Below are 13,665 nucleotides of genomic sequence, written 5' to 3' on the forward strand. Positions count from 1 at the left end.
GGAACTTTTCTTACTAAATTTTTAAATTTCCACACAATTATTTTAAAAAACTTTTAAAATAATTTAACTCATTCGTTTTATATGTAAAAAGTATCCTTAAATTTGACGAAATATTAATTCAATACAATTTATCATGAACACAGGAAAAGTTAAGTTTTTTAATGAGTCCAAAGGATTCGGTTTTATCGTTGACAATGAGTCTTCTAAAGAGTATTTCGTTCACATCACTGGTTTGATCGACGAAATCAGAGAAGATGACGAAGTTACTTTCGACCTTAAAGAAGGTAGAAAAGGCCTAAATGCAGTGAATGTAAAGGTAGTTTAATCTATATACAACACATTGACATCTAGTGAAATTAACCCCGAGCAATCGGGGTTTTTTTTTGATAAATTTTCAGATTCACCTAGTTTGGTTGGCAATTTGATTTCCTTTTGGCCATTTTTTTTATCAGAGAAATAGAAACAATTTAGATTTGAATCTTCACTTTATCAGAATTTGGATAATGGAAAACCTGCGGGAAGGAAGAAATTTTTCCGGGCCGGCGTAGGCCACTGGTGTGGGAGGATAAAAATTTCTTGTCCCGATAATTATCGGGATTGGTTACTTTTTGTTTCAAGACAAAAAGTGACACGAGGAAAATATGGTAAAGAATAACTCCACTAGGCTTGAAATAATAACAAGTAAAATTCTAGCTTACCTTCAATCTTTTAGGAGAGTATCTAAAGAAGCGATTACCTTTTCATCTTTCTAAAATGGTACTTCCCACTTATCCGCACTATATTTAATTTCCCCTCTCTCTATCCTCAAAGGAGAATCAAAATTGTTATGATACAACTGACCTGTTCCCAATCCTTGAGGAAGGACAATATCAAAAGTTGAGGTAAACTGGGCGATCGCATTCAACCCAACATTGCTCTCCAAAGCTGATGTCATCCACCAACCGATTCCCATGGAGGAAGCCAAGGCGATCCATTCCCTACAAGATTCAATTCCACCGACCAAAGTGGGCTTAAGGATGATGTACTGAGGCTGTATGGTTTCAAGCAGTTTCCTTTTATCCCCATACTCATGAATGCCTATCAACTCCTCATCCAAAGCAATCGGCAATGGAGTCAGGCTACAAAGGCTCTGCATTTCCTTCACCTGACTTTGCCTGATAGGCTGCTCGATGCTGTGCAGGTCAAATTCATTCAGAACTTTCAGCTTGTCCAAAGCCTCTTCAGGGGAAAATGCACCATTCGCATCTACTCTCAGGATGACCTGTTGAGCGCTGTATTGTTTTCTGATATAGGCAAGCAACTCACACTCCTGTCCAAAATCAATGGCCCCGATTTTCATTTTGATGCAAGAATATCCTTCAGCCAATTTCTTATCAATCTGATCCAGCATAAATCCCTTCTCCCCCATCCATATCAGGCCATTGATGGGAAGTGGTTGGCCCGCATTGTAAAAAGGGGTATCAAAAATCATTTTCCTGCCGCCATGTAAGAGGTCTAGTAAAGCTGTTTCAAAAGCAAAGCGAATGCTTGGATAAATTTCAGAAATATGGCTCTTTGCCCATTCCAGTATTGCCTGTTCACTTCCAATAATGTTATATCCTGAAAGTTTCCCACAAATCTCCGACAACACTTCCTCAAAATCCGGGACATCATCGATGCTTAATTTTGGCAAAGGAGCAGCTTCTCCCCATCCTATAATCCCGATATTTTGAACAGAAACAGCACTGATGAGGTAAGTAGTTTTGTCTTTCAATACGCCCCGGGAAGTTCCGGCATCAAACCTGAACTTGAGTAAATGCGGCCGATATGAAAAATGAATATCTTTTAAAACTCCTTCCATTAGGTATATATTTGCGCTTTGGTTCTTCTAATCCCCCATGACAAAGCACAAAGCTCTTGAGGATATTAAATTATCCGATTACGAATATACCCTTCCGGAGGAAAAAATCGCAAAATTCCCACTTGAAAACAGGGCAGATTCCAAATTGATCCAATATCAGGCCGGTAACATTTCCCATCACCGCTTTTTTGAAATTTCCGATTTTATACCTTCGGGAAGCATGATGGTTTTCAACAACACCAAAGTCATTCCTGCCAGGTTGATTTTTCAACGGGAGTCAGGTGCAAAAATCGAAATCTTTCTTTTGAAACCCATGCATCCAAGCACGGTCATCAGCGAGGTCATGGTCAATACCACTTCTGTAATTTGGGAAACTTTTATAGGAAACCTGAAAAAATGGAGAGAAAACGAAATCCTGCAAGGGCAAATCACCATTCAGGGAAAAACAGAAATCATCAATGCCCGCATGGTGGACAGAATGGAAAAACAGGTGGAATTCACCTGGACAGGAAATAATATCCCATTTGTGGCTATTGTCGAAGCAGCAGGAGAAGTTCCAATACCGCCCTATCTCAACAGGAAAGCCACAATCGAAGACCGAACCCGATACCAAACTGTATATTCCAAAAAAGAAGGCGCTGTCGCAGCACCTACTGCGGGATTACATTTTACAGATGCAGTCCTGCAAAACCTGGAAGAAAAAGGAGTAAAAAAAGAATTTTTGACCCTTCATGTCAGTGCAGGAACATTTCAGCCCATCAAAGAAGAACAAGTCTCCGCGCATCCCATGCACAGCGAACAAATGGTCTTTGATTTGGAAACGATCCAAAATCTTGCAAACCAAAAGGAGAAAATCATTGCCGTAGGAACCACCTCGATGAGGTCCCTGGAAAGCTTGTATTGGTATGGGGTGATGTTGATGCAGGATGGAAAAAACCTGTTTGATATCCAAAAACTCTACCCCTACTCAGCATTTGAAACTTTGCCCGACAGAAGGGAGAGTTTTGGAGCGATTTTAGAATTTATGAAGAAAAAAGGCCTGAATGAAATAACCGGTTCTACCGAAATAATGATCATGCCCGGATATGATTTCAAAGTCTGTGATGCATTGGTGACCAATTTCCATCAGCCTTCCTCTACTTTGATTCTATTGGTAGCGGCATTTACCAAGGGTAACTGGAGAAAAATATACAATGAGGCTTTGGAAAACGAGTACAGGTTTTTGAGTTATGGGGACAGCAGTTTGATCTGGAACGAATAAACTTAATCTGTCCCTCCTGAACCAAGTTTTTTGATCCCGTTGATGAGGTCTTGGAAGTAGGTTCTTCCTACAGGAACGGAATCATTTCCGATGACCACTTCTCTTGGGTTGATACTTTTGATCTCATCCAATCGGACAATATAGCTTTTGTGAATCCTGAAAAATTCTTCATTTGGAAGTACAGATTCAAATTCCTTTAGGATATTCCGGAGTGAAAAAACCTGTGTTCTGGTGACCAAAGTGGTGTAATTGCCATCTCCCTTGAGCCAAAGAATATCAGTCCATTTGACCTTGACCAGATTCCCTTTGTTTCGGATGAAAACTCCGTCTTTGATCAGAAAACTTTCAACATTTCCATTTTGATTTACACTATCGACCTGCCAATCTTTGTCACTTTTGTTTTCTTTCAGTACTTCCTTCATTACCTGTGTTATTTGGTCTTCTAGTCGAATAACATATTGTTTCAGGAATTGTTTTGAATGACACAGAAATCAAAATGAATCTGATTCGTTGACGGTTTTGGTGTTTTTGCGGATGATCTGATCTAGGTCTTCTGCCAAAACTTTGAGGTAAGAGAGGTATTTTTGGTTTTCTCTGTCCAGTTGCTTTTTGTCCACCAACTCAAGCAATCCCAATATCGAGGACAGGGGCGAACGGAGAACAGTCGATTGGGAATACAGGATTTCCTTGAGCATGTCGTTTTGCTCGGTCATTTTGGCAAATGCCGAATAACTGTCATGGATGTCTTTGTTGCTGTAAACAAAACCGATAACCTTTTTATTGAGATTTGTAATCGGATAAAAATCGTGTCTGAAGAATCTTTCTTCTCCGGAATCTACCAAATAAATGGATTGCTCAAATGAAAGCTTCTTTCCGCCGATAATTTCTTCAAGGTTAGCCAAAACCTTTTCTTCCAGTCCGGGAAGCAAAAATTGAAGGAATTTTTGGCCTTCTTTTAAGTCTTTTCCTGCGTACTTTCTCAACTGTTCGGAGGCAAGGTCATTGAACCTCATTATTCTTAGATCCTGACTCATTAGGATATAAGACTGATCTGAATTATTCAAAATCGAATCCAAAGTCAGGTCAAGGCGGCCGAGTTCATTTCCCAGCAATTGAACTTCAGACACATCCTTAAAATAAATATCCATCCAGCATATCCTTGGGTGAATGATGATCTTATACCACCTGCCACTTTCGGATAAAAACCCATCAATAACGGTGATCGCATCAGTTTCTTTCGCCTTTTTGAAATGCAAGGCATATTCATAGATCTTTGGGTCAGGGAAAACCTGCCAGATCTTTTTATTGATAAAACCGGTTGCTGAGGTCCCAAAAAACAATTCCGCATGGGTATTGGCAAATTGGATCTCCCAATCATTGTTCATCTGAAAATAGATATCAGAATCCACACTCACCTTATACCCCAATTCATTGGAAAGGTATTCTGATTCATCTTTGACCGAACCTACACCCAAGATCCCCAAAAAATCACCTTCCGTGTTTTTCATGACCGAGAATTCCCAAGACAAAAGACTGTTGAAATGACTTTGGGAATAACGGACCATATCATTTGGCCTTCCGATCAATTCCGAAATCAATGGCTCAATTTCTTCCCTTTGGTATTCATTGAATAACTCAAAAAAGAAAGGACGGGCCAGGCTTCCCAAACTGAAAAATTCCCTGAATTTGGAATTGGAATGGATGACCTCTCCTTCCAAATCCAATACACTGACCAAAAGGTTTTTTGAATCCTTGAGGAACGAAGGCAATAATTCCTTGATTTCTTTGATTTGGACCATCTGTAATGGGGATTAAGAGGCGATTAGGCTGTGAAACTGCGAGATATGATTCCTTAGGATAGATAAGGGCCTGCAATATAATCATTCCCATAAAAACTTTTTATGTCATCCATATAAATCTGAATATCAATACTTTACTTCTCAGGACAAAAATTTGAGAAATGCATAACAAAAAGCATATTTTTGAATAGAAAGGACAAAAATTCACCTAGAAATTATTTTTTGGATTTTTGACCAAGATGAAATGAATCAACACTTTACCTTGGAAAGATTTCATCAACAAAAAATGGTAATAGAGGACAATTCCTTCCAAATCCACCATTTCCATAAAAAATCAGCCCCGATTTTTTGTGATCGGAGAAATAAAGTCCCGTATTTCCATTTTCTACCGGTGAATAGAGAAGGATATATTTTACCCAATGAATTTTTCTGATTGAATGTCAGTGGCTTAAACATGATAACTCCAATTCATAACCCGGCGAGAACATATAATGCATTTCCAGTTTTGTTTATCTAATGAATTATCATTTATATTTGCATCTCTTAAGTCGAAAATAAAGCCTAGGTTTAAGAATAAACAACCATAGAGTTTAAATCAAACTCTTAAAAAAAGCAAAACAGAGAGTTGGGTGAGTGGCTTATCCCGATAGCTATCGGGACAGCAGTTTGCTAAACATCTTTAAAACAAACAGAGAGTTGGGTGAGTGGCTTAAACCAGCAGTTTGCTAAACTGTCGTACGGGTAATTCCGTACCGGGGGTTCGAATCCCCCACTCTCTGCAAAGGAAAAGCCTGGCGCATCGCGCCGGGCTTTTTTGGTTTTTACGAGCCAAGCTTGCTAAGCAAATGGATGGATTATCGAACCAGAAGGAATCTTTGGATTTTTGATCCTCCGACAAACAGTCCGCCGCGGCATAGCGAAATATCAGTAGCCCTAGGTAAGGTGCTTTTCCAATCAAAATAATTTCCATTGAATTTCATGCACCGTAGCTCGGAATACAATCCAACCTCCTTCGGCCAAAAGCTCCATGGGAGCGAAATATCAGTAGCCCCGGGCAAGGTGCTTCTCTGATTTCTATATTCTCTCAAATCCTCATGCACCGCCGCCCGGGGTAATGAAAATGCGGGTTATTAGGTTTTTGGTAGCAAAAAGTTAAAGCAAGGAATGGAGTTTCAACCAAAAACAGGGAAGGTTGATTGATCGATTCATTTCTATTCTTTCCTCAAGTATTTTCTTTACCTTTTCTCCTCGTGTCACTTTTTGTCTTACCACAAAAAGTAACCAAAAAAGGCAAGAAATTTTAATCCTCCCACGCGCGGTGCCGCGCCGGCCCGGTAAAATTTCTTCCTCCCCGCTAGTGTTCCATTAGAGAATCTTTTTGAAGTATAAGTTTCCAACTTAATCCAACTTCGACAAACAGTCCGCCGCGGCGTGGCGAAATATCAGTAGCCCTGGGTAAGGTGCTTTTCCAATCAAAATAATTTTCATTGAATTTCATGCACCGTAGACCGGGATACAATGCAACCCCCTTCGACCAAAAGCTCCATCGGAGCGAAATATGAATAGCGATGGGTAAGGTGCTAAACCAAATTCTATACTTTCTCTAATCTCCGTGCACGCAGCCCATGGTTTTAATTGGGTTGTGTTCGGTATTTCGGTCGCGGATCTCGTTAGTAGGAGAGTTTCCATTACCGAAATCTTAAGAGAAATATCCTAATGTTGGCCCCTTAGACCAACAGTCCGCCGCGGCGGAGCGAAATATCAGTAGCCCTGGGTAAGGTGCTTTTCCAATCAAAATAATTTCCATTGAATTCCATGCACCTCCTCCCGGGCTACAATCCAACTCCCTTCGAGCAACAGTCCGCCCCATCGGGGCGAAATATTTGTAGCCATGGGTAAGGTGCTAAAACCTAATTAAATAATTTATCTAATCTTTATGCACCGCAGCCCATGGATAGAACGGTAGTTATATGGACATTTCGGTCACGGATCTTCTAAGAAAGAGAATCCTCAATACCGAAATGGTTGGAAACTCCTCCTATTTCTACCCCTTCAACCAACAGTCCACCGCGGCGTAGCGAAATATAAGTAGCCCTAGGTAAGGTGCTTTTCCAATCAAAATAATTTCCATTGAATTCCATGCACCTCCTCCCTGGCTACAATCCAACTCCCTTCGAGCAACAGTCCGCCCCATCGGGGCGAAATATTTGTAGCCATGGGTAAGGTGCTAAAACCTAATTAAATAATTTATCCAATCTATATGCACCGCAGCCCATGGATAGAACGGTAGTTATATGGACATTTCGGTCACGGATCTTCTAAGAAAGAGAATCCTCAATACCGAAATGGGAGGAGAATCTTACCGTTTTCCTGTTTCAATTATTTGATAAATTCTTTTCGTCTCTTCCTTGTGTCACTTTTTGTCTTACCACAAAAAGTAACCAAAAAAGGCAAGAAATTTTAATCCTCCCTCGCGAAGTGCCTCGCCGGCCCAGTAAAATTTCTTCCTACCCACAGGTGTTCCAAAATAAAATTTTTCAAAAGTTTAAGATTACAGAATTTGTTATCCACTCCAATTTCTATCCCCGACTCTTTATAAACATACAGCCCCGAAGTGGGCGAAATATCTTTAGCCCCGGGCACGCTTCATCCCTGATTTCTATACTCTCTCAAATCCACATGAACCGCCGCCCGGGGTAATGAAAATGCGGGTAATTAGGTTTTTGGGAGTGAAAAAGTAAAGATAGGAATGGAGTTTCCACCAAAAACAAGGAAGGTGGAAAAGTCAATTCATTTTCAATTTCTTTCCTCCTATGAAAGGAAATATTCCTTCACCATATCCATTGTGTATCCTACCTTTTCGTGACAAAAACAGCACCGAGAGGTGGTTTGCAACCTCCGCTTACTTGGCGATTGCGGTAGGCCTACTACCATCTTTTATATAACATGTCTTTGATTTACATCAAAGACTTCACGGCACATCTAACTCCAGTGGGGGCTAAAGAACTTGTAAATTATTACTCAATCAACTTTGTATTGAGAATAAACTTCCATTCTCTTTTTAAGGATATCTTGAATTTCTTCTTTAGGTGTGGCAGAATCCATTAACTTAATTTCTTCCAATAAATATTCCTTGGTATGAGTTAAAGGACATAATGAAATATTCAAATTGTTATTTAATAAATTATAAATAAAAAAAATTTGACTATCCTCGTTCTTTACTTCAATTTCATTATTAGATAGCCATTTTAGTGAATTTGCTAGACTTTTATAATTTGATTCAAAAATTGACAAATTAAAAAGGTTAACATTTTTAGAATTTATTTTGTCTTTAATTATTATCGATATATGATTTTCTTTTTCGTTCATTTCAAGAAGCAATTTTGCCCTCATTTTTTTATTTGGAGAAGTCTTTTCTTTCGAAATTATTTTTGTTTTTTTAAATTTTGACGCAATAATTCTGGCTTTTGTTTCTATAAATTCTTCTATTGACCAATTAGAATATTTAGCTGCAAATAGAAGTGCCTCAGTTAATGAATTAAGTAAAAAAGTATATTTTTCCAATTTTGAGTTTTGAGATTGGTATTCCGATGAATTTATTTTCCAAGACAAATGAAAAACCTTAACAATTCGATTTGGAACAACATGAATTGAACTTGCAATATCATCAACCAATTCAATTGAAATCCGGTTTAAGTTTAGAATATTCAAACCCTCAAAATATTCGGTAAATAACCTTGATATGAATGCGGCTTCAAGGTTAGCATCTTCAATTAAATTGATTGGAATTTTAGATTTGGTTAGGTTAAATGATAGGGAAAAGTGTAGTTTTTTCATTTAGGATTTTTATTAAGTGGTAATGATTCGGGACCATATGCCATTCTATGAGATCTTACTAAACCTTTCTCTAAATCTAAGGCCTGTTGTCTATTCTCTGTTTTGTATAGAATCTTATATCCATAGATTTTTGTACCATTTCCAACTGAAAATTCAGTTGCATTTAAAACTACTACTTGGTATTCAGGTCTTGGATTTCCGCTTTTAGTGACAAAATCTTTCCTACTTGACACACCATATTTTTGAGTTTCAAATTCTCCTGAAATTACATCAAATGAATAGATTTCATAAACGATATTTGGCTTATCGCTTTCCTTATTGTTTGGATGAAGAAAAATTGCAGCCGCTCCTGTAATTATCCCAAGCTCAACCAAAGACTCTGCAACAATAGGAGCTAATCGAAGAAGACCTATTCCTATGTTTGCTTCGTATTTTAAATTTTCATTTGAGTTTTTAATATTGGAATCTGACTTTCCATTTTTTCCTCTATCGATTTGGGATTCACTTTTTTTCTTAGGATCAGTACCCTGAGTTGTACCTGAATAATTTCCATTTCCATCATCCCCAACATATCCACCGAATGTCACCTGTCCATCCAAGGGTATAGCCTCCATCCCATCAGGGTCTATGACATTTAGAGGACTATTTAGTGCGTAGTTGTAAGGAGAAAGGCCTACGAACTTCTCCGCCTTCGGATCCACCACAAACCACCTTCCTATACTCGCATCGTACATCCTTGCCCCATAGTCGGAGAGGTTGATACCGAGGTGGTCATTGAATTCCTTGCCGTTATACAGGTACTTATTGGCCTTGATCCCTGCCTGCTGATACCCCAAACCCTGCAGCTCTACTCCCCAAGGGTCATAGTGCGTCTCCTGAAGGATGACCGGAGTGGTAGTCAGGATACTGAACTGATCGAACCAGACGTTTTCTGATGTTTCGTTTACAAGGAAGGTCCTCATAAACCCGTCCTGTGGTACGAAGATACGGGTTTTCAGTTCTTCATGCTCGTTTCGGGCTTTTTTGCTGAGGATAATCTTTCCTTTCTCATAAAGATTGGAATCAGCATCGTATAAGGCATAGCCCATAAATGCCTCCGGCGCCCTTTTCTCCTCCAGGTCGGACAGCAGCAGGGCGATGACATTGGCCACCATCAGTTTACTGCCTGCCGCAGCCTTTGCCTGCTGACCGAGTTCGGCAAGCTGTTGTGCCACATTGTTGATATCTTTTGTAGGCAAGAGGGAAGCAGGCAGCAGCCTTACCTTATTGGCATCTACGTATTTACCAAATACTTGTATTTCCACACTGTCGCCTTTGGCTACTTCCTGTGTACTTGCAGGACCCAAGATCCTGCCCCGGTCCGCATTCAGCCAGGCGGTGGCATAGCCTCCCGGAGTAAGATTGTGCTCACCGGCACCCTGTCGTGATTCGTCAATATTTTCGAAATATTTCTTCTCCTCCTCGGCATTCTCCGGCTCCATGGTAGCAATCCTAAAAGCTCCCGTAGTGGACTGCGGACCTTGGAGTACCTGACGGATATTGCCTAGGTGGTCTTTGACAAAAAACTCGTACCGGTAATTTCCCGCTTCATGGGCTACCCTGCCTTCCTCATGGATCAGGTAGTCAAGGGTATTGTTGGCAAAGACAAACTCACCTATGTAATCTCTGGTTGTAACAGAACCGCCGTCATAAAGTGTCTCTCTGACTTTGGTACCTTCTGCATCGTAGCTGTATTCTATCCTCCTGTTGGTTCCCGATAGGGTAATGACAGCAGGAAGATTGAGGTGGTTATAGGTAATAGAGGTGATTTCTTTATCAGCATTGGTGATCAGGTTGCCGTTGACATCATAGGTATAATTGGTGATGCTACGTTCCTTGAAGTCTTTGGAGGTATTAGTTATTGACCCTATCCTATCACCTACTTGAAGGAGAGTGTTGGACCGGGTTTGATATGTATACCTGAGGCTATCTACTATTCCATAGGTTGTGGGTGTAATTTGATTTCTTCTATTCATCTCAGTGATATTACCATTAAGGTCATATTTAATACCCGTGAGATTGTAGCGCCCATTTTCTGCAGAAGCCGTGGGAACCGTATAGGCAGCAGCTGTTATCCTGTTGGCGAGATCATAGGAATATCGGTATTCCCGCTTTACCTCATCTTGACCTCTCCAGTCTGCCCTAGAAATATTTCCGTTCCAGTTGTTGATAGTTCCACCGGTTTCATAAAATAATTCCTGGGCAAAAAGCTTTGTACCGGCTACAGCGGCTGTCGGGTCATTTATTTTTTTGAGCCAGCCCCGGATATTATAATTGTATGTAAAAGTTGCGTTGGAAGCAGCCGAAAAAACCTTTGAATTGAGTTGGCCGAGATCGTTATAGGAATGGGTAGCAAGGGTGACCGCATTACCTGAACCAATTTTGTGGGAGGTACTGGTTAGCTGGCCGGCATTGTTATAAGCATAAGTCCTGGTTATAGTATGGTTACTTGGGGAGGAGTATTGGGTAAAAGTTTCAATAGGTTTGTTTTCGAAATCATACTTTGTCGAAACCCTTACTGTTCCGCCTAGATGGTGGTCAGATACAGTCTGGATAACCCTTCCCTGGCTGTCATAGTAGTTGGCAGTTTCGTACCTGGTCCCTGTCACAAGATTCCGAACGAGTTTTCCTGTTACCAAGCCATGGGTTTTGGTACTGCTGTCATGGTATCCTGTGGGTTTGACATAGGTGAGTGAAGCGCTGGCAAAGGCATAATTATCATAGTAAATGACGGTCAAAACTTCACCTTCTCCACCATGGGTAGCCGTCGGGAATCCCAAAGCATTGAGAGTTCCGGCTTTTCCACTAGTGGCATTAATGATAGCAACATTATTGCCTAAACTGTTGACAGTCGATTGTAAAGTTGACCTTGTACTTGAATTGGTTACCAATCCTGTCATTACTACCCTATTAAGAGCATCATATTTGGTATACTGCCACTTTCCTTGTGCTTTCAAATTTCCGTCTTGATAGGCAACTAGCCGATCATTGAGATCATATACCATTTCTTCCAATGCTTTTCCAGGCAATTGTTTAGCAATCATACGGCCCCGTGAATCGTAGGTGTACCTGAAATATTGGGCATTTGCTAAAGTAGAGGAGGTCGAAGCAGCCTGGACCCAAAACTGGGATTTAATGTAATCCACAGCCCTTGGTTGTATTACAACTCTTAGCCTACCAAAGTCATCGTAAACTTGGTAAGTACACAGCCAACCGTCATGGTGAGTGCTGGGACTTGATATTACCTGTACTTTTTTAAGGATTAGCCTGTTGAGTTTATCAAAATATTCTACCACTTTTTGGTTATTTTCATCCTCTGATTCTTTTCTCCAAAGAGCCCCACCTGGGTATTTTCCTGCTGAAATAGGCCGGCCACTGGAATTTACATTCCATACCTGAACAGAATCTTCAAGGTGGTTTGTTTTCTCATTGAAATCAAGTTCCCTTAGCGAACCCATTCTCCAGGCATTTCCGGGATTGGATTGTTTGATGACTCTGTTTAATGGAGACGGTTCATATTGGGTCTCAGAATAGCCATAGCTATCTCCAAATTGAGATGTATAGAAACTGCTGTGCCTGGTGGTTACATTTTGACGATACCGCCCTAAATATTCTCCTCCATCAGCAAATGGAAGAAATTCTTGAAACTGCCTTCCCAAAATATCATAAACAATCGGCGTTACATGATCGAGCCCACTATTAGTAGCGAGGTGTTGTACCATCTGTTCGGGTCTACCAAGACCATCATAATAAGTTGTTTCTTTAAATGCTACTTTTTGTGCGCCTCCCCTTACATTTTGCTCCAAAGTAACTGAGTCCCTGACAGCATATTTTCGGGTCCAGTTAAGGTTCTCAGGATAGACGTTAACCCTGATTGGAACTTTGGCAGTAAAACAGCCAGTTGCAGTGTGTCGGTAAGCCAAATAATAGGTTTTACTTGAAGAAAGTATAGGAGTAGTAAAACTTTGGTTACTTGAAATCCATGATGTCTGGTTCGAATCATACCATTCAAAGGTAAACCCTGTCGGGGCGGGATTTGCTGTTAAGGTAGCTGTCGCACTTGAATACAAAGTTACCTCTGGAGCTGAGGGGTTTACAGGAAAACATGCATTGACTGTACTGTTTACATTGATGTTCCTTGAAGCATTAAAAGTGCCCATGAAATCATTCAATACATAATTAATAGTATAAGTTCCAGGAGCAGGAAAAGTAACGGAAAGCTGGGAAATATCCGATGCTCCCGCATTACCTAGATGATCCCAATAGTATGTAGCACCGAAGGGCGGAGCAACTGAGCTTCCTTCGCTAAAAAATTGAATAGTGAATTGAGCTGACTGCCCTTGGTTGACCGAGCTTGGTCCCGACATCTGGATACTGGTGACTTGGGCACCGGCAAAGCTCGTACATACAAGCCATACGATTACAAAAAGCCATTTTTTCATTAGTCGATTTGGATTAGATAAATAGTTTCAACAACGCTTTCTGATGCCCAGGTTGGATGGAGAGCAAACCCCTTTTTTAAAAACTCCACCCTGTATTGTAAAGGCTTGACTGACTTAATATCCAATGTCAGGATTTCCTTACCATCAAACTCCCATAGCCCCTGTATTCTTGAAGGCCCCCCTTCAGATGCCCAGCTGGATTCGAAGCTACCATCTTTGTCAAAAAAATAGATTCTCGAGGCTAATGTCATCAAGAGACTTTCTTTTTGATTTTCTTCAAGTATTTGATATCTATTATTCGTATCTATCGAAAGACTTTCCTTTTGCTTTTCCATATCAATGCGCCAAAGTCCATTGATGAGTGCTTCTGAATCCCTTTCTTGACCATAAGCGGTATTGAAAAGTCCAAAAGCGATTATTAGTAAACCCATTAAATTTTTCATATAT

The 13,665-nt window shown here is 40.3% G+C and carries 8 protein-coding genes and 1 tRNA gene; 3 read left to right on the top strand and 6 right to left on the bottom strand.

The genetic code is table 11. The features are described 5' to 3' along the window. Window positions 1-133 precede the first annotated feature (133 nt). Window positions 134-325, top strand: coding sequence for a cold-shock protein (locus DQW11_RS03970; RefSeq protein ID WP_009032438.1), 192 nt, complete (start codon window positions 134-136; stop codon window positions 323-325). A gap of 423 nt (window positions 326-748) precedes the next feature. Here the strand turns inward: DQW11_RS03970 and DQW11_RS03975 are convergent, their stop codons facing one another. Next, window positions 749-1,840: an o-succinylbenzoate synthase gene (locus DQW11_RS03975; RefSeq protein ID WP_113922689.1), complete on the bottom strand. Its 1,092-nt coding sequence runs from the start codon at window positions 1,838-1,840 to the stop codon at window positions 749-751. Window positions 1,841-1,877: 37 nt separating this feature from the next. On the opposite strand from DQW11_RS03975, the gene DQW11_RS03980 reads away from it, so the two are divergent. Next, window positions 1,878-3,101: an S-adenosylmethionine:tRNA ribosyltransferase-isomerase gene (locus DQW11_RS03980; protein WP_113922690.1), complete on the top strand. Its 1,224-nt coding sequence runs from the start codon at window positions 1,878-1,880 to the stop codon at window positions 3,099-3,101. Window positions 3,102-3,103: 2 nt separating this feature from the next. On the opposite strand, the gene DQW11_RS03985 is transcribed toward DQW11_RS03980, so the two are convergent. Together DQW11_RS03985 and DQW11_RS03990 are read right to left on the bottom strand one after the other, a co-directional pair. Then, entirely contained in the window at window positions 3,104-3,523 is a 420-nt protein-coding gene (locus tag DQW11_RS03985; protein WP_113922691.1) for a LytR/AlgR family response regulator transcription factor, read from the bottom strand. A 69-nt stretch (window positions 3,524-3,592) separates the two neighbouring features. Next, window positions 3,593-4,900 (bottom strand): PAS domain-containing protein, encoded by a 1,308-nt coding sequence (locus tag DQW11_RS03990; protein WP_113922692.1) that lies wholly within the window; start codon window positions 4,898-4,900, stop codon window positions 3,593-3,595. 690 nt (window positions 4,901-5,590) lie between these two features. Here DQW11_RS03990 and DQW11_RS03995 point away from each other — a divergent pair. After that, window positions 5,591-5,679: transfer RNA gene (locus DQW11_RS03995), tRNA-Ser, on the top strand. A gap of 2,242 nt (window positions 5,680-7,921) precedes the next feature. Here DQW11_RS03995 and DQW11_RS04005 read toward each other — a convergent pair. The 3 genes from DQW11_RS04005 to DQW11_RS04015 are packed head-to-tail and all read right to left on the bottom strand — an operon-like array spanning window position 7,922 to window position 13,661. Beyond that, on the bottom strand, window positions 7,922-8,737 hold the full coding sequence (locus tag DQW11_RS04005; protein WP_113922694.1) for a hypothetical protein: 816 nt from the start codon (window positions 8,735-8,737) through the stop codon (window positions 7,922-7,924). Next, window positions 8,734-13,218 carry a DUF6443 domain-containing protein gene (locus tag DQW11_RS04010; RefSeq protein WP_198669838.1) on the bottom strand — a complete coding sequence of 1,495 codons (4,485 nt, stop codon included), beginning with the start codon at window positions 13,216-13,218 and terminating at the stop codon, window positions 8,734-8,736. Before DQW11_RS04010 ends, DQW11_RS04005 begins: the two co-directional genes overlap by 4 nt. After that, complete coding sequence (locus tag DQW11_RS04015) at window positions 13,218-13,661, bottom strand: hypothetical protein (protein WP_113922695.1); 444 nt, start codon at window positions 13,659-13,661, stop codon at window positions 13,218-13,220. Before DQW11_RS04015 ends, DQW11_RS04010 begins: the two co-directional genes overlap by 1 nt. Window positions 13,662-13,665 lie beyond the last annotated feature (4 nt).

Source organism: Cognataquiflexum aquatile (genome assembly GCF_003316845.1).
GTDB classification, from domain to species: domain Bacteria; phylum Bacteroidota; class Bacteroidia; order Cytophagales; family Cyclobacteriaceae; genus Cognataquiflexum; species Cognataquiflexum aquatile.